Source organism: Arthrobacter sp. T572, from assembly GCF_056780115.1.
This window is the reverse complement of record NZ_JBRAZQ010000002.1, coordinates 3,064,983-3,086,266: the sequence shown is the minus strand read 5'-3', so window position 1 is coordinate 3,086,266 and position 21,284 is coordinate 3,064,983. Positions and strand designations below refer to the sequence as shown.

The 21,284-nt window shown below is 64.6% G+C and carries 19 protein-coding genes and 2 tRNA genes; 14 read left to right on the top strand and 7 right to left on the bottom strand.

The genetic code is table 11. From position 1 onward, the window contains the following. Position 1: 1 nt before the first annotated feature. Entirely contained in the window at positions 2-706 is a 705-nt protein-coding gene (locus ACUYMZ_RS15530) for a Tat pathway signal protein (RefSeq protein WP_481604279.1), read from the bottom strand. A 152-nt stretch (positions 707-858) separates the two neighbouring features. On the opposite strand from ACUYMZ_RS15530, the gene ACUYMZ_RS15525 reads away from it, so the two are divergent. From ACUYMZ_RS15525 to ACUYMZ_RS15490, 8 genes are all read left to right on the top strand, one after another. Continuing rightward, positions 859-2,367: an ATP-binding protein gene (locus ACUYMZ_RS15525; RefSeq protein ID WP_481604277.1), complete on the top strand. Its 1,509-nt coding sequence runs from the start codon at positions 859-861 to the stop codon at positions 2,365-2,367. Then, positions 2,364-3,038: a response regulator gene (locus ACUYMZ_RS15520; protein WP_426003716.1), complete on the top strand. Its 675-nt coding sequence runs from the start codon at positions 2,364-2,366 to the stop codon at positions 3,036-3,038. The genes ACUYMZ_RS15525 and ACUYMZ_RS15520 overlap by 4 nt, the downstream gene beginning before the upstream one ends. Before the next feature lie 384 nt (positions 3,039-3,422). After that, positions 3,423-4,079, top strand: coding sequence for an MOSC domain-containing protein (locus ACUYMZ_RS15515; RefSeq protein WP_426003715.1), 657 nt, complete (start codon positions 3,423-3,425; stop codon positions 4,077-4,079). Between the two features lie 425 nt (positions 4,080-4,504). Next, on the top strand, positions 4,505-6,562 hold the full coding sequence (locus ACUYMZ_RS15510; RefSeq protein WP_481604275.1) for a DEAD/DEAH box helicase: 2,058 nt from the start codon (positions 4,505-4,507) through the stop codon (positions 6,560-6,562). 117 nt (positions 6,563-6,679) lie between these two features. After that, complete coding sequence (locus ACUYMZ_RS15505; RefSeq protein WP_442422971.1) at positions 6,680-7,105, top strand: LysM peptidoglycan-binding domain-containing protein; 426 nt, start codon at positions 6,680-6,682, stop codon at positions 7,103-7,105. Between the two features lie 118 nt (positions 7,106-7,223). Continuing rightward, positions 7,224-7,295, top strand: a tRNA-Thr gene (locus ACUYMZ_RS15500). A gap of 60 nt (positions 7,296-7,355) precedes the next feature. Then, positions 7,356-7,429: transfer RNA gene (locus ACUYMZ_RS15495), tRNA-Met, on the top strand. A gap of 82 nt (positions 7,430-7,511) precedes the next feature. Beyond that, on the top strand, positions 7,512-8,168 hold the full coding sequence (locus ACUYMZ_RS15490; RefSeq protein ID WP_426003712.1) for an SDR family oxidoreductase: 657 nt from the start codon (positions 7,512-7,514) through the stop codon (positions 8,166-8,168). On the opposite strand, the gene aqpZ is transcribed toward ACUYMZ_RS15490, so the two are convergent. Beyond that, complete coding sequence (aqpZ, locus tag ACUYMZ_RS15485) at positions 8,122-8,925, bottom strand: aquaporin Z (RefSeq protein WP_481604272.1); 804 nt, start codon at positions 8,923-8,925, stop codon at positions 8,122-8,124. The two genes, ACUYMZ_RS15490 and aqpZ, sit on opposite strands and share 47 nt — an antisense overlap. Before the next feature lie 57 nt (positions 8,926-8,982). Beyond that, positions 8,983-9,210, bottom strand: coding sequence for an antitoxin (locus ACUYMZ_RS15480; protein ID WP_481604270.1), 228 nt, complete (start codon positions 9,208-9,210; stop codon positions 8,983-8,985). A gap of 217 nt (positions 9,211-9,427) precedes the next feature. Here ACUYMZ_RS15480 and ACUYMZ_RS15475 point away from each other — a divergent pair, with 217 nt between their 5' ends. Beyond that, the gene (locus ACUYMZ_RS15475) at positions 9,428-10,999 is read left to right on the top strand and encodes a Na+/H+ antiporter (RefSeq protein WP_481604268.1); all 1,572 of its coding nucleotides are present in this window, start codon (positions 9,428-9,430) and stop codon (positions 10,997-10,999) included. Positions 11,000-11,007: 8 nt separating this feature from the next. On the opposite strand, the gene ACUYMZ_RS15470 is transcribed toward ACUYMZ_RS15475, so the two are convergent. Further along, the gene (locus ACUYMZ_RS15470) at positions 11,008-12,231 is read right to left on the bottom strand and encodes an ROK family protein (protein ID WP_442422975.1); all 1,224 of its coding nucleotides are present in this window, start codon (positions 12,229-12,231) and stop codon (positions 11,008-11,010) included. Between the two features lie 236 nt (positions 12,232-12,467). On the opposite strand from ACUYMZ_RS15470, the gene ACUYMZ_RS15465 reads away from it, so the two are divergent. The 5 genes from ACUYMZ_RS15465 (at position 12,468) to ACUYMZ_RS15445 (ending at position 18,422) form a co-directional block, all read left to right on the top strand. Then, on the top strand, positions 12,468-13,739 hold the full coding sequence (locus ACUYMZ_RS15465) for an ABC transporter substrate-binding protein (RefSeq protein ID WP_481604267.1): 1,272 nt from the start codon (positions 12,468-12,470) through the stop codon (positions 13,737-13,739). Positions 13,740-13,760: 21 nt separating this feature from the next. After that, positions 13,761-14,675, top strand: a complete 915-nt coding sequence (locus ACUYMZ_RS15460) for a carbohydrate ABC transporter permease (RefSeq protein WP_442422977.1) — start codon at positions 13,761-13,763, stop codon at positions 14,673-14,675. Next, positions 14,675-15,583 carry a carbohydrate ABC transporter permease gene (locus ACUYMZ_RS15455; protein ID WP_426003705.1) on the top strand — a complete coding sequence of 303 codons (909 nt, stop codon included), beginning with the start codon at positions 14,675-14,677 and terminating at the stop codon, positions 15,581-15,583. Before ACUYMZ_RS15460 ends, ACUYMZ_RS15455 begins: the two co-directional genes overlap by 1 nt. 103 nt (positions 15,584-15,686) lie before the next feature. Further along, on the top strand, positions 15,687-17,441 hold the full coding sequence (locus ACUYMZ_RS15450; protein ID WP_481604264.1) for a glycoside hydrolase family 13 protein: 1,755 nt from the start codon (positions 15,687-15,689) through the stop codon (positions 17,439-17,441). Positions 17,442-17,462: 21 nt separating this feature from the next. Then, positions 17,463-18,422 carry an aldo/keto reductase gene (locus ACUYMZ_RS15445; RefSeq protein ID WP_481604262.1) on the top strand — a complete coding sequence of 320 codons (960 nt, stop codon included), beginning with the start codon at positions 17,463-17,465 and terminating at the stop codon, positions 18,420-18,422. A 75-nt stretch (positions 18,423-18,497) separates the two neighbouring features. Here ACUYMZ_RS15445 and ACUYMZ_RS15440 read toward each other — a convergent pair whose 3' ends face one another. Genes ACUYMZ_RS15440 through ACUYMZ_RS15430 form a run of 3 tightly spaced genes read right to left on the bottom strand, consistent with a single transcriptional unit; the run spans position 18,498 to position 21,283 of the window. Further along, the gene (locus ACUYMZ_RS15440; RefSeq protein ID WP_481604260.1) at positions 18,498-19,421 is read right to left on the bottom strand and encodes a TauD/TfdA dioxygenase family protein; all 924 of its coding nucleotides are present in this window, start codon (positions 19,419-19,421) and stop codon (positions 18,498-18,500) included. Between the two features lie 42 nt (positions 19,422-19,463). Next, entirely contained in the window at positions 19,464-20,387 is a 924-nt protein-coding gene (locus ACUYMZ_RS15435) for an ABC transporter permease (protein ID WP_426003701.1), read from the bottom strand. Next, positions 20,387-21,283, bottom strand: a complete 897-nt coding sequence (locus tag ACUYMZ_RS15430; protein WP_481604258.1) for an ABC transporter ATP-binding protein — start codon at positions 21,281-21,283, stop codon at positions 20,387-20,389. The genes ACUYMZ_RS15435 and ACUYMZ_RS15430 overlap by 1 nt, the downstream gene beginning before the upstream one ends. Between the last annotated feature and the right edge of the window lies 1 nt (position 21,284).

Sequence of the window (21,284 nt, the reverse complement as noted above, 5' to 3'; positions counted from 1 at the left end):
CCTACCCTCCCGAGCTTCCGCCGCTTTTCGAACTGCTGCCGAATCCGCCGCGGCTTACCGTGCCGCCCTTGCTGCTGTAGCCCGTGGACGTCTTGGCACCCTGCGGGACCGTCTTGGTGTAGCTGGGGTAGGAGCTTCGGTTCTGGCCCACAGCAGGCACACTGGCACCGCGGGAGTAGAAGTACCACGCGTACACGCCGGAACTGCGGCCGGCAGAACTGCTGTTGTTGCACTGGGAATCGTCAACGCGTTCCCCGGTTTCCTCGTTGAAACACACCTGGGCGTAATCGGCTTCAGCTTCGTTGCTGGCCACCACTGCGGTGATGGTGCCGGCCAACAGTGCCGTGACCCCCAGGCCTACGACGACGGTGCGGCGCCGCGAGCGCTTCTTTCGGGCCTCCGCGTGGGCTGCCTCGCGTTCCCGTTCCTTGGCGAACGGGTCCACCACCGGAAGCGGTTTCCCTGGTTCGGGCTGGTGTGGAGCGGCGTTGGCCGTGGCTCCGCGCTTGCCTTTGCCTTTGCCTTCCGGAGCCTGTGGCACGGGGCCAGAGCCGGCCATATCGGGCCGCAGCTCCGGCTTGGGGACCTGCCACGGCGGTGGCTTGGGCGTGTTGTTGCCGGTGCTGCCGGCGTCCCAGCCGCTGTTGTCCCGGCCGTTGTTGTCCGGGCCGCCGGCAGGGTTGCCAGCGCCGTCTTTCGGGTCCATTCGTTTCCCCCTGGATAGACCGTTGGAGTGTCCGGCGCCCTGGCCGGATGAGGATGCTGAAAGCAAGCCTAGTCCTTGCGCGCCGCACAGGCACCGGTGTCGCGCCGGAGTGGGGAGAACTGCCCACACGGGCCACGTGCAAGGATAAAGCCATGCCAGCACCGGAAGCCCTTCCCGACGACGCCCACGGACTCCTGCTGCGGCTCCCCACGGTGCGTGGCATCGGGCGTGGCCGGATCATGGCGGGCCTCGTGCTGGCGCTGGTGCTGACGGCCGCCGTCGAAATCCTGGTCACCGTCACCGGGTTCCGGAACTTCGCCGTGACCATGCTTTTCCAGTTGGCAGCCGCCGTGGCAGTTGCCGCGATAGGTGGCCTGTGGCCTGCGGTGGTGGCCGCCGTGTTGGGCAGCTTCCTGCTGAACTACTTTTCGGCCGAACCCGTGGGCTCCCTGTCCATCGCCGATCCGACCACCCTGTTCACCCTGGTGGTTTTCCTGGCAGTGGCTTGTGGCGTGGCGCTCGCAGTGGGGCTTGCGACGCGCCGGGCCCAGGAAGCGGCGCAGTCCGGTGCTGAGGCCACCGCACTGAGCGGACTTGCACTGCGCATCCTGAGTTCCGATGACACCTTGGAATCATTCCTCGAAAAGGTCCGGGTCACGTTGGGGGTGGAGGCCGTGACGCTTCTGGGGGCTACCGGCGAGCGCCTTCCGGGTGCACAGCGCGGTTGGCAGGTCCTGGCCGGTGCCGGGGTCCAACCGCCGGTGACGCATGCCGCCGCCGACCATGCCGCCGTCGTTGATCCCCACTACACGCTGCTGCTGCGCGGTGGTCCGCTGACGCCGCAACAGCAGCGGCTGCTGGCCGCGTTCGGCGCTTTGGTGGTGGCCGTGCGGGAACGGCAGCAGCTGGCCAGGAGCCGCAGGGACAACCAACGCCTGGCCGAGGGGAACAAGATGCGCACCTCCATCCTGCGCGCTGTGTCGCACGACCTCCGCACTCCGCTGGCCGGCATCAAGCTGGCGGTCGGCAGCCTGCGGCAGGAGGACGTCACGTTCCCTCCCGAAGTCCAGCGTGAACTCCTGGAAACCATCGAAAACTATGCCGACCGCTTGGACCACCTGGTAGGCAACCTGCTGGACATGTCCCGGATCACCGCGGATGCGGTCAACCCCTTGCTGACCGGTGTCGGGTGGGCGCAGGTGTTGCCGGAGGCACTGCGGGGCGTCTCCGTCGGCAGGCTCAGGAATGAACTTCCGCCCAACCTTCCGCCGGTACAGGCCGACGCCGGGATGCTGGAACGGGTGGTCGCCAATATCGCGGAGAACGCCGTGAAGTACGCTCCGGATTCGGACGTCATCATCACCGCGCGCACGGGTGCCGGCATCAGGGTGGGGGACCGGCCGGCCGGCGAGCTGCGGGTCATCGACCACGGGTCTGGAGTAGGGCACGCCGAAGTGCTGGAGATGTTTCGGCCTTTTCAGCGGCTTGGCGACTCACCCTCGCCGGGCGGCGGGGGCGGGATCGGACTGGGCCTTGCCGTCGCGAAGGGTTTCACCGAGGCCATGGGCGGAACCCTGGTTGCCGAACCCACCCCGGGCGGCGGGCTGACCATGGTGGTGACTTTGCCTTTGTGGACCGGGCACGGCGGGAACGCGGCATGACCCGGGTCTTGATCGTGGAGGACGAGGCACAGATCGCCCGGGCCATGCAGATCACGCTCCAAGCCAACGGTTACCAGGCCATCACCGTAGGGACCGGTGCCGACGCCCTGACCGCGGTTAGCCGAAACGGCGTTGACCTGGTGGTCCTGGACCTCGGTTTGCCGGATATGGATGGTGTGGAGGTGATCCGCCGCATCCGTGGGTGGAGCGCCATGCCGATCGTGGTGTTGTCGGCCCGGCACGCGTCGGAAGACAAAGTGGAAGCGCTCGACGCCGGTGCGGACGACTATGTCACCAAGCCCTTCGGTTTGGATGAGCTGCTTGCGCGCCTGCGGGTCGCCTCCCGCCGGCTGGTCACCGAGCCGGAGCAGCCGATGTTGGCGACGCCCGACTTCCTTGTGGACCTGGCCGGCAAGAAGATCACCAAGGACGGTGCGGAGATCCGGTTGACGCCCACCGAGTGGAACATCCTGGAGTTGTTGGTCCGCAACAAGGGCAAGCTGGTCAGCCAGCAGCAGATCCTCACCCAGGTGTGGGGCCAGGCTTATTCAAAGGAGACGCAGTACCTCCGGGTGTATATCGCCCAACTGCGCCGGAAGCTTGAGCGTGATCCGGCGGCCCCCAGGCACCTTCATACAGAGGCGGGGATGGGATACCGGTTCGATCCGTAGTTGGCATGAATCGGTCTGGCGGTGCGTGGGATGGCGTGCCTCCCTTCGTGTCAGCCCGGCATTCGAATTCGTGGTGAAAGAGGTCATGCCCCGCGACTGACGTGGCACCCGGTTGCCCCGCCGACGCACCCAGCCAGCCCGCCGTCGTCGTTGATTCCCCGGTCTTGTACCCCCACCACCCACTTTGAGCGCACAGGGTGGCAGGAAGTGCTGTGGACCGGCGAGTCGCGGAGAATTTTCCGTCAAAGTGGGTGGCGGCGGTACGCCGGCAGGGCGCAACACCAATAACTTCAGAGGTGAAGGGGCGGTTTTGTGAGAGAGCGTTGGCCGGAAGGGGGTGTTTGGTGAGAGAGCATCCGTGGGGCGCTTCCGTAGACTATGCGCATGAACACCGCATCCGTCCTTGCCGTCTGCCGGGTCCATCAATTGCTGCCGGACCCGGAGGGAAGCGTGGGCGTGACGGCCATCGACAAACGGCCGGTTGAAGGTCCCGTCAAGGTCCACAAGCTGGGCCTGCACGGTGATGTGCAGGCCAGCCGCAAGGATCACGGGGGAGAGGACCAGGCGCTGTACGCCTACTCCCAGGATGACGCCGACTTCTGGTCTTCCGAACTCCAGCGGGAGCTGCCGCCGGGGATCTTTGGTGAGAACCTTCGGGTTGCAGGCATCGACGCCACCGGGGCCGTGATCGGCGAACGGTGGAAGATCGGCCTGGACCTGGAAGTGGAGGTGACATCGCCGCGGGTTCCCTGTGCCACGTTCCAACGGGTGCTGGGGGAACCGCAGTGGGTCAAGCGGTTTACGGCCGAGGGCCGGGTGGGAACCTACCTGCGCGTCATCAAGACCGGGAGCATCTCTGCCGACGACCACATCCACCGCCTGTTCGTACCCAAGCACGGCATTACGGTGGGGCAATGGTTCAGCGGAGCCACCCCGGACATGGTGCAGACACTGCTGGACGCGGAAGCGGACGGCGAGATCCGGTTGCAGGACGACTACCACCCGATGTTCGAAAAAGTCATGCGGCGCCACGGGCTGTAGCCCCTGATCGGCCCGGATCACGTGCCTCGCTGCCGGGCAAGGCGCGGGCTCCGCCTGCAGTGTGTGCGCAAGCTCTCACCGCCGTTGGTACACCGTGGGTCGCGGCCTGACGGCACCGTACCTTACACTGGATATATCCCCCACTCCGGAATTCCCTTTATCCTGCCCAATTTTTGAGGCAGGACTGGTAAGTGTTGGGGCCCGCAAACTGTGTGCGGGCATTTTCATAGGGAGCGCCGGCTAAAGAAAACGCTGTACAGACTGCTGGGATAGCAGCCAAGAGATGCAGCGCGAAGTCCTGCCATGGGATTGCGACAGCGCCGGACTTCTGCGAGAGCAAGGCACCCTTGCCGGGCTTTCGCGTGTAATGCGGCCAAGCCCAACCGGGCCGCGCCGACGCCCCATGGAAGAGGAATTTCCCCCTGATGTCAGAAACTCTCAACGAGAACCTCGACGCCACCACTGCCGACGCAGCCGAAGGTGAAGGTGCCGCAGCCCCGGCAACCGCACCGGCCGCCGTCGAGACCTCCGCTCCCGCGACTGCAGGCGACGCGGACGACGAAGGCGTACGCTTCACCGACCTCGGACTGGATGGCCGAGTCCTGGCCGCCCTGCAGGATGTCGGCTACGAAAAGCCGTCCCCCATCCAGGCAGCCACCATTCCCCTGCTGCTCGAAGGCCGCGACGTCGTTGGCCTGGCCCAGACGGGTACCGGCAAGACCGCCGCTTTCGCTGTTCCGGCGCTTTCCCGCCTGGCCGAACTGCATGACCTGAACGGTCCCTCCCGCAAGACCCAGGCCCTGGTCCTGGCACCGACCCGTGAGCTCGCGCTGCAGGTTGCCGAGGCATTCACGTCCTACGCCAAGCACATGGAGGACTTCACTGTCCTTCCGGTCTACGGTGGCTCGGCCTACGGCCCGCAGCTGGCCGGGCTCCGCCGTGGCGCCCAGGTGGTAGTGGGTACGCCCGGCCGCGTGATCGACCACATCGCCAAGGGTTCCCTGGACCTCTCCGAACTCCAGTACCTGGTGCTGGATGAGGCCGACGAGATGCTCCGCATGGGCTTTGCCGACGACGTTGAGCAGATCTTCCAGGAGACCCCGGAAACCCGCCAGGTGGCACTGTTCTCCGCCACCATGCCGGGCCAGATCCGCCGCATGTCCAAGCAGTACCTGAACGACCCTGCGGAAATCTCGGTGAAGTCCAAGACCTCCACCGGTTCCAACATCCGCCAGCGTTACGTCCAGGTCATGGGCCCCCACAAGCTGGACGCCATGACCCGCATCCTCGAGGTGGAAGAGTTCGACGGCGTGATCGCCTTCGTCCGCACCAAGATGGCTACGGAGGATCTCGCCGAGAAGCTGAAGGCCCGGGGTTTCCAGGCAGCAGCCATCAACGGTGACATCCCGCAGCAACAGCGTGAGCGCACGGTCGACGCCCTGCGCGAGGGACGCATCGACATCCTGGTGGCAACGGATGTTGCCGCACGTGGCCTCGACGTGGAGCGCATCAGCCACGTGGTCAACTACGACATCCCGCACGACACTGAGTCCTACGTGCACCGGATTGGCCGTACCGGCCGTGCGGGCCGCAGCGGCGATGCGATCCTCTTCATGACACCACGCGAGAAGTACTTGCTGCGTGCCATTGAGAAGGCCACCCGCCAGTCCGTGGAACAGATGCACCTGCCCACCGCTGAGACGGTCAACTCCCTGCGCCTGGGCAAGTTCGCCGAGCGCATTACCGAAACCCTCGAGTCCGAGGACGTCTCGCTGTTCCGCGACCTGATCGCCTCCTACGAGGAAGAGCACAAGGTTCCGGCAGCCGAGATCGCCGCAGCCTTGGCAGTCATGGCCCAGGGCGGCCAGCCGCTGTTGGTGAAGGACCTGCCTGCAGCTCCCGAGTTCCAGAAGCGCGAGCGTTCCAAGGACGGCTTCGGTTCCCGTGGCCCGTCCCGCCCCCTCACCGAGGGCAATGCCACCTACCGCATTGCGGTCGGTCGTCGCCAGCGCGTCATGCCCGGCTCGATTGTCGGCGCCATTGCCAACGAGGGTGGCATTTCGTCCGCCCAGATCGGCGGGATCGACATCCGCTCGGACCACTCCCTGGTGGAGCTTCCCGCGGACCTCAGCCCCGAGCAGTTGCGTGCCCTGTCCCGGACCCGCATTGGCGGCGAGCTGATCCACCTTGAGCTGGACACGGGCCGCAAGCCCGGCCGCGACGGCGATCGCGGCGGCTACCAGGGTGGCCGTGGCGGCAACTTCAAGGGAAACGGCGGCTTCAAGAAGGACTTCCGCCGCAACGACGGCGAGCGTTCCTCGTCTGACCGCGGCGGACGTTCCTACAGCGAGCGGACTTCCGGCAGCTACGGCGACCGCGACCGCGGCCAGGCCAGTGGTTCCCGCTTTGGCGGACACGGCGACGGGGCCCGCAAGCCCCGTGGCGGCGGCGAGCGTGACTTCAACCGCAAGGGCAAGTGGTAAACACTGCGAAATACCCTGACAGGGGCCGGCTTTCGAGCCGGCCCCTGTTTGTTTAACCATCGTCACACCGCAGTCCCGGGGTTCCCCGCCGCGTAGGCTCCACGTACCATCGGACCCATGGGACAGGACGACGAGGCCACAGAAGACCAGAGCGCGGCGCGCCAGGCAGCAGAGGATGCAGCCGCCGTCGGGGTTTCTTCCACCGATACTGCCGCGGCCGAGTCCGCAGCAGCCCAAGCCACTGAACAGCAGCACGCTGCAAACGCAGCAGCCGCCCAGGAGGCCGCCCGGGTGGGCCTGAACCCGGACGACCCCGAGGTTCGCGGGGCAAGCCGGGAGGCTGCCTCTGAGGCCGCCGCAGCTGCCGGGCAGCGTGGACCGGTGGCGCCGCCGGTGCAGGAGGTAGTCGTGGAGGCCGGAGACACCATGGGCGGCATCGCCAGGCAGTTCGGTGTGGACCTCGCGGCGTTGATCGCGGCCAACACGGATACCGTCCCCAATCCTGACCGGATCTTCCCCGGGCAGGTGCTCCGGCTTCCCTGAAAATCGAGGTTCCGAGATCAACTTTTGAGCGCCTTCGCAAATTGTGTCGGCGTCACTCCGGGCTGTCTTTTCGCCGATTTGGAGCTTCGGAAAACCTCCGGTAGAGTATTTACTCGTTGCCCCCCTAGCTCAGTGGTAGAGCGCGTTCTTGGTAAGAACGAGGTCACCGGATCGATTCCGGTGGGGGGCTCTGGATGAGGGCCTGCGTCAAGGCGGTTTGACCGGCTTGACGCAGGTTTTTCTCATTCGTGGCGGTGTAGCTCAGTTGGTTAGAGCGCACGACTCATAATCGTGAGGTCGGGAGATCGAGCCTCCCCACCGCTACAGAGCAAGACCCCGCAGGATTTGTCTGCGGGGTCTTTTTGTTGCTCCAACATGTTTGGCACATCTGGGACAGAATGGGTCCATGAGCCGAATCGCAATCATTGGCGGCCACGGCAAGGTGGCCCGGCATTTGTCCCGCATTCTTAGTGGGGAAGGTCACGATGTCACATCCATCGTGCGCAATCCCGACCATGTGGCGGAAGTCATGGAAACCGGCGCTGCTGCCGAAGTGCTGGACGTGGAACATTCGACGACGGCGGAAATCGCCCAGGCGCTGAGCGGACATGACGCTGTGGTCTGGTCTGCCGGCGCCGGGGGAGGCAACCCGGCCCGGACCTATGCCGTGGACCGCGACGCGGCCATCCGCTCCATGGATGCTGCCTCGGCGGCGGGTGTGCGGCGGTACGTGATGGTTTCCTACCTGGGTGCGGCGACGAACCATACGGTCCCCGAAGACCACCCCTTCTTCCCCTACGCGGAGTCCAAGGCAGCCGCCGACGACTACCTGCGGAACACCGGCTTGGACTGGACCGTCCTCGGCCCCGGTTCCTTGACCGAGGATGCGGCCACGGGACTGATCGAGGTGGATCCAGCCGATCCCGGCAACGGTACGCAGACCTCCCGGGCCAACGTGGCCTTGGTGGCGGCCGCGGTCCTTGAGCTCCCGCAGACGGTCGGCCGGACCATTCCGTTTACGGACGGGACCGTGGACGTGGTGGACGCCCTGACCGCGGAATGAACAGGCGGTAGAGCGCTGCTCCTGCCAGAGCACCGGCGATGGGCGCGATGATGAATACCCAGAGCTGGCTGAGCGCCCACGGCTCGGCGTAAAGGGCCGTGGCGATCGAACGTGCGGGATTTACCGAGGTGTTGGTGACCGGGATGCTGACCAGGTGGATCAACGTGAGGCTGAACCCAATGGCAAGCGGCCCGAATCCGGGAGTTGCACGCCGGTCGGTGACGCCAAGGATGACCACAAGGAAGACCATGGTCAGGGCACCTTCGATCACCAGCGCCGACAGGAGCCCGAACCCGCCAGGGGAGTGCTCACCAAAGCCGTTGGATGCGAACCCGCCGTTCCGCGCGGCAGCAAAGAACCCGCTGGGACCGCCCGCTGCGATCGCGGCCAGCACGCTCGAGGCTGCCGCGCCACCCACGACCTGGGCCACCACGTAGGCTGCAACGTCCTTGGCCGGAAAACGCCCGGCAACGGCCAGTCCGATCGTCACAGCCGGATTGAAGTGGCCACCTGATACGTGGCCCACAGCGTAGGCACCCGCGACGACCGTCAACCCGAAGGCCAGCGATACGCCAAGGAGTCCCACGCCCAGGGTGTTGGCGGCATTGGGGAAGCTCGCTGCGAACAAGGCAGTGCCCACACCACCGAACACCAGAACAAAGGTGCCGAGGGCTTCGGCGCCGAGTTTGGAAGCCAGGGCCGGGCCGGCATCAGTATCCGCTGGATGCGCGGAGGTTTGGGTATCTCGGGTGACCATGCTGGGCCTTTCAAAGACGAGTAGAGGTTTGCCGGGGATGTGCGAGGTGACGGAAAGCTACGGCTGGGCACCCTCCTCCGCCGTCGGAGCCTGACCGGATTCACCGTCGATGTTCGCCACGTAGTCCGAGGCCGCATCCTGGACGAGGTCGACCTGCCCGGCGAACTGGCCGCCGGTCTTTTCGTCGATGAGGTCCCCGACCTTTTCGATGGCGTCCTGAACGGCTTCTTCGTTGCCCTGGATGAGGTCCTGTGCTTTGCCCTGCAGATTCTCGAAAAGTCCCATCGATGCCACTTCCTGTGTTGGTTTTTTGTGGAGCTGTTGTCCTGGAGCCGGTTGGCTCTACCAGGTTCGTCTGCCGGCAGCGGCGTTCGTGACGCGGATCCACACCCTTTTTGGGCATGGTCAGGAAGAGCCGCTGTGCCCCCTCCGATATGTTTGACGGGGAGCTTTTGCGGCAGTGCCGTTGAAAGCGGGCATAGGCAACTGGGGAAGCGGGAACATGGATCAACTGGCGCTCATTATCGGATTGCTGCTTGCGACGGTGGTGGCGGTGGGCCTGGGGGACCGGCTGCGCCTTCCCTATCCCGTCCTGATGCTCCTGCTCGCAGTCGCCCTGACGTTCATTCCAGGCTTTCCGGAATTCGAGATCGAGCCTGAACTGATCCTTCCGATTTTCCTGCCGCCCCTGCTGTTTGCCACGGCACAAAAGAGCTCGTGGGCGGTCTTCCGGGTCCGCTGGCGGACGCTGCTGCTCATGGCGGTTGCCCTCGTAGTGGTATCCACCGCCGTCGTGGCAGGTGCGGCCTGGCTTATGATCCCGGGCATCGGCATACCGGCCGCGATTGCCCTGGGCGCCATGGTGGCACCTCCCGATCCCGTGGCGGTGGAATCGGTGGCCGGCCGGGTCCACATGCCGCGCCGGCTCATCACTGTCCTCCAGAGCGAAGGCCTCTTCAACGACGCTGCAGCAATCGTCATTTTCCAGGCAGCAGTCGCCGCTACCTTGTCCGGCAGCGAGGTGGGCCCTGACGTGGTGGTGCAGTTCGTTATCGGCGCTGCCCTGGCCGTGGTGATCGGCATCGCCATGGGATGGCTGACCAAGGTGATCACCAAGCTGGTGGCTTCCATGGTGGCGCGCAGTGCAGTGACCCTCGTGGTGCCGTTCGCGGCCTACATCCTGGCGGAGGAGCTGCACGCCTCAGGTGTGGTGGCCGTCGTCGTGACCGCCTTGGAACTGCAGCGGCACGCCAGGCCGCAGGACGCCGCCGAGCGGGTCACCCGCACGGCTTTCTGGGACGTGGTGGAACTCCTGGCCACCGGGCTGGCCTTCGGGCTGGTGGGGCTTGAGATCCGCCAAGTGATCCGCGATGAGGGCACGGCCATTTTCGGGATGATCGGTATGGCCGTGGTGGTCTGCGTCCTGGTGTTCCTGGTCCGGTTCCTGTGGCTCGGGCTGCTGGCCGCGTCAGCGCGACGGCGCCGCAATATCCTTCAGCCCACGTCGCCCAAGGAGGTCCTCATCCTGACCTGGTGCGGTATGCGGGGCCTGGCCACCCTGGCGCTCGCGCTGGCTCTGCCCTTGACCCTGCCGGACGGCAGCGACTTCCCCGCGCGCCACGAAATCCTGGTGATCGCCTGTGCTGTCCTGCTGGCCACCCTGGTGCTTCCGGGATTGACGTTGCCCTGGCTCATGCGGGTCCTCAACGCCACCGAGGACGGCTCGCATGAACAGCAGGCTGCGCGGGAGCTGGCCAAGCGCGCCCAAACGGCGGCCATGGCCGCCCTGAAGGAACACGAGCTCATGAAGGAACTTCCCGCTGACAAAGTGTCGCTGGTGAAGGAAAAAATGCATCGCCTCCACGCTGAGCTGCTGGACGGCTCCCTGCGGAACGAGTCAGCCGAAGAGAAGAGGAAGCGCGGGCGCGAACTCGCCATCGCCGTCCAGACCATAGCGTTGGACGCCGCCCGACAGGAAGTGGTTGAGGCCCGAAAGGAACCCGGTACGGACCCCGAGGTGGCCGACCGCGTGCTGCGGCAGTTGGACCTCCGGACCATGTCGATGCCCGAGTAGGGCAGGTGCTAGGAAGCTCCCGCCCCTTTTCGCAGGGTAGCGGGGGAAAGGTCCAACGCATGCTCCTCGACGTAATCCAGGGCGTGCCGGATCGCACCGAGGGACACGACGCCATCGCCCAGCGCTGACGTTGCCAGCCTCGGGGGAGTGAAAGTGAAGTCCGGCAACTGCCGGGTGATTTCCGGGATGAGGAGCTCCGCGGAGGCTGCCACGGCTCCGGCGATGACCACCAGTTCGGGGTTGACCAGGGTGCTGATCGAGCCGATGGCACGGGCCATGCGATGGGCCAGCCGGTTGAGGGCCTCCCCGGCAGCGGTGTCACCGTCTGCGGCAGCCTTGAACACCATTTCCGCCGTGAGGGCCGCTGGATCGCCCCCGCACAGGACCCGCAGCTTGGTGTCCGGGTGGGACTCCATGATTTCCCGCCCCCACAATGCGGCGTAGTGCGCAATGCCGTAGGTGTCACCGACGCCGTCCACGTTGTTCAAGTAGCCCAGTTCCCCGAACCCGCCCAGCTGGCCGTGGAGCAGGCGGCCGGACTCGAGGACGCCCGAGCCCAAACGGTCGCCGGCGAGCATGACCACGAGGTTGTCGACTCCCTGCGCAGCGCCCTGCCAGCGTTCGGCCAAGGCTGCGAGGTTGGCGTCGTTTTCCAGGAGTACCCGCCAGCCATGGCGCTCGGACACGATCCGGGAGACGTCGAACGACTTCCAGAATTCCTGGACGGTCAGGACTTCCCCGTTCCTGCCCACAGGGGCAGCGACTCCAACAGACACGGCGAGCACGGACGCGGCCGGGACTCCCGCCCTATCCAGCGCATCCGCGGCGATGCGGTCCAGGACGTCGGCACGCTCTCCCGCCGAAACGTTGTAGGTGCGGAACGGCATGGTGACCCGGGACAGGGGTTTGCCCGCCATGTCGGCAACGATCGTGGTGATCTTGTTGGCGCCGATGTCGATTCCCAGGACGCTGGCGGCACCGTCATCGAAGACGAAGCGGCGTGCCGGCCTGCCCTTCACGTAGTCGCCGGCGCCGCGCTGGTTTTCCAGCTCCTGGAGCCAGCCGAGGTGGACCAGCTCATCGCAGATCGAAATGACGGTGGCCCGGGAGAGCCCGGTGGCAGCCATGAGTTCGGTACCGGTAACGATGCCGGCACCCCGCATGGCCTTCAGCATCGCGCTGGCGTTGACGCGGCGGACCAGCTGCGTGGACGGTGCAGTGCCTGTCAGCATGCAGTGCTCCCAACTTTCTCGGCCGCCTGCGGAATGAGAGGACGGTCTCTCTAAATTTAGTACATAAATTTAGATCCCGTCACATTTGCCGGAACGGCTTGACGGTGTGGTGCTGCTCACATGATACTGGCGATAGGTAATAAATTTATCTCCTATATCAACTCCTGCGTGGGGTCGCATGCTGCCACCCCACGATCGCAACGCGGCGCTGGGGTCCGCAAGACGAAAGGACTACGGTGTCTTTCCAACTGACGCGCATTAAACGCATGGCTGCCATGGGTGCAGGGCTGGCCCTGCTGGCCGGCCTCCTGTCGGGGTGTTCCGGCGAGGGGGATAAGGAAACGATCCGCTTCACCTTCAGCAAGCGGGAAGCCATCGGCTTCATGACCAAGCTCGTGGCCGACTACAACGCTTCCCAGGATGACACCGAAGTGGTGCTCGATACGTCCGGCGTTGACGTCGTTTCCGCCAGCTTTGTCCGCGGAAACCCGCCGGACATCGCGTTGGCCAACTACAACATGGAGACCTCGAGGTTCGTGCAGCGGGGTGCCTTGAGTGATGTCTCCGGCACCGAAGCTGCCACGCGCATCCGTGAGGACCTGCAGCCGCTGATGGACCAGTATGGCTCCTATCCGGGCAGGACCAGTGCCCTGCCGTACTCGATCATGGCGTCGTCAGTGATCTACAACAAGGAAATCTTCGCCGCGAACAACATCGAAGTACCCACCACGTGGAGCGAACTGGTGGCCGTCTGCGAGAAGTTGAAGGCCGCGGGCGTTACGCCTTTCTATGCCACCTTCAAGGACGACTGGACCATTGCCCAGGGTTGGTTCGACTATTCGGTGGGTGGCCAGCTCGACACCCTTGATTTCTTCGGAAAACTCGATGCCGAAGGGACGGAGGTGGGACCCGGATCGTCCGTGTCCTTCCAGAAGGACTTTGACCAGCCCGTGGCCAAAATGATGGAGCTCGCCACCAAATATGTGAACAAGGATGCTGCCAGCCGGGCGTACGGAGACGGAAACCTCGCCTTTTCGCAGGGCAAGGCGGCGATGTACCTTCAAGGGCCGTGGGCGTTCAGCGAGATTGCCAAGACCGCTCCGGACCTGGCTCTGGGAACTTTCCCGCTGCCCATGACCGAGAATCCCGAGGACCTCCGCGTCCGCGTGAACGTTGACCTTGCCGCATGGATCCCGGAGGCGTCCAAGCACAAGGATGCCGCGCGCGAATTCCTTGAGTACCTGTACCGGCCCGAAGTAATTGAGGCCTACAACAAGTCGCAGCTGGGCTTTACCCCCACCAAGGATGCTGCCGCCACTCCGGATCCCCGGATCGAAGGGATGGTGCAGTACTACGACGACGCGAAGGTCTACCAGGGCCCATCGGTGCTGGTGCCCAAAACCATTCCAATCATGAACTACACGCAGGCGCTGATCTTTGGCGAAGATCCTGCATCCACCCTCAGCACACTCGACGCAGATTGGGCGCGCCTGGCTTTCCGCCAGTAGCGAAGAACCAGGGAGTCAGCCATGTCCATCATCACCACCCCACCGACACCCGGGAAGAGCCGCCCGGCTCCGCGCAGCAAGCGGAAGGTCGAGCCGATCTTCTACCTTTTCCTGCTGCCCAGCCTGGTCCTGTTCACCCTGGCCATCACGGTTCCGGGAATCGTCGGCATCTTCTTCAGTTTCACTGACTCGATCGGAATCGGTGACTGGGAGTTTGTCGGACTGACCAACTACATCGCCATTTTCAGCGATCCCGCGATCCTCAAGAGCTACCTGTTCACCTTCGGGTTCTCGATCGTCACGGTCATCGCCGTCAACATCGTGGCGTTCCTCCTGGCCGTGGGACTCACCTCACGGATCCGCATGAAGACGGCGCTGAGGACCATCTTCGTCATCCCCATGGTCGTCTCGGGCATCATCATCGCGTATGTGTTCAACTTCCTATTCTCCAACTCGCTGCCCGCGGCGGGCACGGCGCTGGGGATTCCCTGGCTGGAGAGCAGCCTGCTGGCCAATCCGGACCTTGCGTGGATCGCGATCGTCCTGGTCACTGCATGGCAGGCTGTCCCCGGATCGCTCCTGATTTACATCGCCGGCCTGGTGGCCGTGCCAGGTGACGTCTACGAGGCTGCGGAGATCGACGGCGCAAGCAAGCTCCAGCAACTGCTGAAGATCACGGTTCCCCTGGTTGCAGGGTACGTCGTGATCAACGTCATCCTGGGCTTCAAGGGCTTCCTGAATGCCTACGACATCATCGTCGGCCTGACAAACGGTGGCCCTGGAACCTCAACCCGAAGCATTGCGATGACTGTCATAGCCGGCTTCAACGGCGGCGACTATGCCTACCAGATGGCCAACGCGACGATCTTCTTCGTGGTCGCCATCCTCATCTCTCTCGTACAGCTTTCGCTGACCCGCGGACGGAATGCACTCTGATGAACAAACAAGCCACCCTCGACCTTGACGCCGCCCGCCCTGCATCAGCTGCGCCCGGAACCGGCAGCCGCCCGGCCAGGGCGAAAGCCGAGCGCGTCAACTGGTCCGGAACCACTATCCTCATCCTCTGCGCAGTGACCGTGCTGCTGCCCCTGTACGTCACGATTTCCATGGCGTTCAAGACCCAGGGGCAAGCCGTGGACGGCAACGCCTTCTCCTTTCCCGCGCCGTTCAGCATGGAAGGGTTCGTCCAAGCGTGGACGCTGACCAATTTCCCTGTGGGAGCTGCCATGTCACTGCTGGTTACCGCAGGCACGGTGGTGGCCACGATCATCCTCGCCGCATTCGCCTCCTACGCGATCGTGCGCAATTGGGAACGGAGGTTGTTCCGCTACTCCTTCTTCTATCTGCTCGCGGCCATGTTCATTCCTTTCCCGGTGGTTGCCCTGCCCCAGATCCAGCTCACGGGCCGGTTGGGGCTGGATAATCCGTTCGGTGTCATCCTGCTGGCCACCATGTTCCAGCTCAGCTTCAGCGTCCTGCTGTTCACTGCGTTCCTGCGTTCCATCCCCATGGAACTGGAAGAGAGTGCGAGGATGGACGGCGCCTCCACGTGGCAAACCTTCTGGAAGTTGATCTTCCCGCTCCTGGCGCCGATGAGTGCCACGGTGGGCATCTTTGCCTTCCTGTATGCGTGGAACGACTTCATGATGCCCTCGCTGATTATTTCCGATCCCGCGCTGCAGACCCTTCCCGTGCGCCAGAACCTGTTCCAGACCCAGTTCAGCAACAACTACCACGTGTCCTTCGCGTCCTACCTGATGGCGATGGCGCCGGCAATCGTCGCCTACTTGTTCACCCAGCGGTGGGTCATGGCGGGTGTGACCCAGGGCGCCGTCAAGGGCTGACCGATCTTCTCCCGACCTGCACAACTGCGTTGTTGACCAACGGCGCCAACCGTCACATACTGGTTCGGGATACTAAATTTAGAAGCTAAATCAAAGGAGTTTCGTGAGCACCTCCGCCACAACGGCAAACCTCTCCCAGTCAGACCGCATGGCCGACCCCAATTGGTGGCGCCAAGCGGCTGTCTACCAGATCTATCCGCGCAGCTTCGCCGACTCCAACGGCGACGGCATCGGCGACCTCAAGGGCATTACGTCCAAGGTTCCCTACCTGAAGGAACTGGGCGTTGACGCGGTGTGGTTGAGCCCCTTCTACCCGTCGGCGCTCGCAGATGGCGGCTACGACGTGGATGACTACCGCAACGTGGACCCCAAGCTGGGGACACTGGAGGACTTCGACGAGATGGCCGCCGCTCTCCACAACGCCGGGATCAAGATCGTGGTGGACATCGTCCCCAACCACTCCTCCGACCGCCACGAATGGTTCAAGGAAGCCCTTGCTTCGCCCAAGGGTTCGGCCGCCCGCAACCGCTACATTTTCCGTGACGGACGTGGTGAGAACGGCGAGTTGCCGCCGTCGGACTGGGACTCGGTCTTCGGCGGTCCCATCTGGGACCGCATTACGGAACCGGACGGAACGCCGGGTCAGTGGTACATGCACATCTTTGCCAAGGAACAGCCTGACTTCAACTGGGAGAACCCGGAGATCCGCGAGGACTTCCTCAAGACCCTGCGCTTCTGGTCGGACCGCGGCGTGGACGGCTTCCGGATCGACGTGGCGCACGGCATGGCCAAGGACCTTTCCGAGCCCATGCCCATGAAGGCGGACCTGCTGGCCCGGGCCCACGGCACGGACGGTTTTATTGACGGGACCCACCCTTTCTGGGACCGGGACGAGGTCCACGAGGTCTACGCCGAGTGGCGCAAGCTGTTCAACGAATACAACCCTCCCCGCACTGCCGTAGCTGAAGCCTGGGTGCATGAGTCACGTCGTGCCCGGTACGCCAGCCCCGAAGGACTCGGACAGGCGTTCAACTTCGACCTCCTGCAGTCCGACTTCGATGCAGCGTCCTTCCGGCAGATCATCACGGACAACCTGGTGGCTGCCAAGGAGTCCGGTGCCTCGTCCACCTGGGTTTTCTCCAACCACGACGTCGTCCGGCACGCCACCCGGTACGGGCTGCCCAAGGGCGGTTCCGCAGCGCAAGGCACCAATGCCGCACAGGACGTCACCGGCGCCAAGCCCAAGGGCCAGGACGGCAAGGGCTGGCTGCTGGCCGGCGCTCCGGCGGAGGAACTGGATATCGAGCTCGGCCTTCGCCGCGCACGCGCAGCCTCCCTCCTGCTGCTGGCCCTTCCTGGCTCGGCCTACCTCTACCAGGGCGAAGAGCTCGGCCTGCGTGAGGTGACCGAAATCGCCGATGGAGAACGCCAGGACCCGTCGTTCTTCCGTAACCCCGGCATTGAAATCGGACGCGATGGTTGCCGTGTGCCACTGCCCTGGACTCCCGAAGGGCCGTCCTTCGGCTTCGGTGGAGGCAAGGCCCACCTGCCCCAGCCGGCATGGTTTGCGGACTATGCCGTTTCCACCCAGGACGGTGTAGATGGATCCACGTTGGAGCTCTACCGCACGGCACTGCGCCTCCGCCGGGAACTTCAGGCTGCCGAGGACCTCGAATGGCTTGAAACCGGCAACGCCGATGTCCTGCACTTCAGCCGCCCCGGAGGGTGGGAAACGGTGACCAACTTCGGTACCGGGCCGGTGGAACTCCCGGCCGGTACGGTGGTGGTCAGCAGTGGTCCGCTGGAAGGCGGCAAGCTTCCTTCCGACACCACCGCGTGGATCGTCCGCACCGCCTAGGCGCCGGACGCCTGAAACAGTATGACCAACGCTAACGGGCGGGGACGCCTCATCTACGGCTGCATGGGACTCGGCGGTCCCTGGGAAGGCACCTCCTACGGTGCCGGCGAGATTGACCAGGCAGCCGCCGTCATTGATGCGGCAAGGCAGATCGGGATCGACCTCTTCGATCATGCCGACATCTACCGCAACGGCAAGTCCGAGGCGGTCTTCGGGGAAGTCCTCGCCCGTTCGCAGGGTCTGCGTGGGCAGATCCAGCTGCAGACCAAATGCGGCATCCGGCTGCAGGAACATGGGCTGAACAACCACTATGACCTGAGCCGCGAGGCCATCCTCGGCCGTGTCAACGGAAGCCTGAAAAGGCTGCAAACCGACTACGTGGACATCCTCCTGCTGCACCGCCCCGATCCCTTGATGGACGTACGCGAGGTGGCTGCCGCCGTCGGGCAGTTGCTGGACGAAGGCAAGGTGCGGCAGTTGGGTGTGTCCAACATGTCCGGCGCCCAGATCGCGTACCTCCAGGACCGACTGGAAACGCCTGTGGTCGCCAACCAACTGGAGATGAGCCTGCTCCGCCGGGATTGGCTGGAAAGCACCGTCCTGGTCAATCATCCGGAAGCCGCCACCTGCAGCTTTCCCCACGGCACGATCGAGTACTGCATGGAGAAGGGTGTGGAGTTGCAGGCATACGGGTCGCTGGCCCAAGGCCGGTACACCGGCGCCCGAAGCAGTGACCTCTCTCCCGCCGAATCGGCGACGGCCGCCATGCTGCAGGAACTGGCGGAACAGAAAGACGCCGCACCGGAGTCCGTGCTCCTGGGGTGGCTGATGAAGCACCCCGCGAAGATTTCGCCGGTGGTTGGCACCACGAACCCGGGCAGGATCGGCGCCTGCGCGGATGCAGCAGCGGCAGCGGAAACCATGACCCGCGCTGAATGGTACGGACTCTGGGTAGCGGCCCGGGGGACCAACCTCCCCTAACCCCAACTGAGTCGCAGTAGTGCGCGTTATGAGAGCTCTAAACGCGCTTAACTGCGACTCAGTTGGGTTAAAACCCTAGGAGATCGGTGCCACGACGGAGTACGTGCTGGAATCACCCTGCAGGGCCTGGCTTGGCTTGCCTTCGATGCCCACGGGAATGTCGCCGGCAATCGTCACCCGGTTGAGCTTGCGCGGCTGGCCATCGTAGTTGTCCGGAGCGTAGTGCTGCGTGATCCGGTTATCGAACAACACCACCTGGTTGGGCTCCCAGTTCACGCGCACAACGTTCTCCGGACGGGTCACGTAGGCCTGCAGCAAGCGGATGATGTCCTTGGACTCGGTATTGGACAGACCCACAATCCGCAGGCGTTGCGCGAAGCCGCCGATGAACAGTCCGCGCTCGCCGGTCAAAGGATGGACCCGGACCACCGGGTGGGCGGTCTCGAACTTCAGCCGGGTGAACTCCTTGCGCCGTTCCTCGGCGTTGACGTGCTCCAGGTTCTTCGGCACGGAGTAGTCGTAGTCGTTGGTGTGGATGGCCCAGAGGGTGTCCGCGAAGTTCCGCAGTTCATCGGGAAGGTCGCGATAGGCCCCAGCCGAGGAAGCGATCAGCGTCTCCCCGCCATACGCCGGAAGGTCGATGCTGCGCAGCGTCGAAGCCTGGGGCGGGTTCACCACGAACGTGACGTCCGTGTGCCAGTTGTTGGCCGAGCCGTTTTCGCTGTCCACGGGAAGGACGTTCTCCTCACCCTCCACCGAGGCCACCGTGGGGTGTGCCTTGGTCAGGGGTCCGAAGTGCGAGGCGAACTTCACCTGGGCTTCGTCCGTGAGGATGTTCGCCTCACGGAACACCAGCGCCTTGTGCTCGTTCAGTGCTGAGCGGATCTGCGCCACCGTTTCGGCACTGAGGTCCCCGCTGATATCCAGGCCACGGATCTCGGCGCCGATACGGGCACCCAGCTTCTTGAACTCGAGCTTGGTTTCGGTAATGACGGTCATGGGTCTGTCCTAACTGTTGATTGGTTTGGTTCAGGAGGTGGTTCAGGAAGCGTCGGCGCCGACGGCGGTCCGCCAGCGGGAGAAGTGGCGCTCAAGGGCCACGAGCAGGAAGTTCACGCCCAGCCCCAACAGCGAGACGGTGAGGATGCCCGCGTACATGTCCGGGATAAGGAAGCTGCTCTGGGCATTCACGATCAGGTAGCCCAGCCCAGCCTTGGCACCGACCATCTCCGCTGCGATCAGCACCAGGATGGAGGCCGTCCCGGCCATGCGGATGCCCGTGAAGATGGTCGGCACCGCTGAGGGGAGGATGACCTTCTGGAAAAGCCGGAAACTGTTGAGCCCCAGCGACCTGGCAGCGCGGATCAGCAGGGGGTCCACGGTCTTGACGCCGGCGATGGTGTTGAGCAGCACAGGGAAGAAAGCAGCGTACGCAACGATGCTGATCTTGGACTCCTCGCCAATGCCCAGCAGCAGCGTGAAGACCGGCAGCAGCGCCAATGCGGCGGTGTTGCGGAAAAGCTCCAGGAGCGGGTTCAGGACTGAATTGAGCTTTCCGTACCAGGCGATCAGCAGGCCCAGGGAAACACCGGCGGCCAGCGCCGCGCCGAAGCCGGCAACCGACCGGGTCAGGCTGGCTGCGATATGGCTTTGGATGGTCCCGGCCTCGAACAGCTTGCCCCAGGCCAGGAGGACCTCATGCAGCGGCGGCAGGAACACCCGCGTGGAAGGGCTCGCCAGGTAGATCGGTCCCAGTTCCCAGAGGGCCAGGAAAGCCAGGATCGCTGCGGACTTCCACACGGCGGAACCGGCAAACGAGGCGACCCGGCGGCCTGCGGCGAGGACCGGCGTCGTGCGTTGTGCCTCCTGGGGAACGGAACGTACGACGGCGTCGCGCGGCACGGTGCCGGTGGCACCTTGGGTTGTACTCGGTTCTGCGGCGGCCTGGGTGAGGGTGGTGGTCATCAGGCGGCGTTCCTTTCGGGGGTGGTGGCTGGTTCATCCGGGGCCGTGCCGTCGGGCAGGATCTTGCGGTGCCCGGCGTCCTGGGCACGCCTTACCTCGTCGTGGAGCAGGGTCCACACCTGGTGCCGGTGTTCCACGAAAGCCGGGTTGGAACGGATATCGTCGTCGCCGTCACGGTCCGGGATGTCGATGTCCACGATTTCCTTGAGCCGGCCGGGCCGGGCGCTCAGCACGGCGACGCGCTGCCCCAGGTACACGGCCTCGTCGATGCCGTGGGTGATGAAGACGATCGTCTTTCCGGTGGCTTTCCAGATCCGCAGCAACTCGTCCTGCAGTTGCTCGCGGGTCTGGGCGTCAAGGGCCGCGAAGGGTTCGTCCATGAGCAGCACATCGGGCTCGTAGGCCAGGCTGCGGGCAATGGCTACCCTCTGCTTCATGCCGCCGGACAACTCGTGCGGGTAGCGGTCCTCGAAGCCGGCAAGGCCCACCAGTGCCAGGTACTCCCTGGCCTTGGCTGCCCGTTCGCGGCGGTTCAACTTCTTCCCGTCCGGGCCCACGCCTTCGAGTCCGATGGACACGTTGGCCGATGCGGTGCGCCACGGGAAGAGCGCGTACTGCTGGAAGACCACGGCTCGGTCCTTGCCCGGACCGGTCACGGGCTTTCCATCCACCAGGACTTCGCCGGAGGTGGGGGTGGACAGCCCCGCCAGCAGGTCCAGGAGGGTTGTCTTTCCGGAGCCGCTGGGACCCACGAGGGTCAGGAATTCGCCGTCGCGTACCTCGAGGTTGAGGGCATCGATGGCGGTCAGGCGGGTCGGGGCAGTGGATTTGGCGCCCCGTGCCGGGCGGACGGTGAATTCCTTGGTGACGTTGCGGAGGCTGATCTTGGCTGTCATG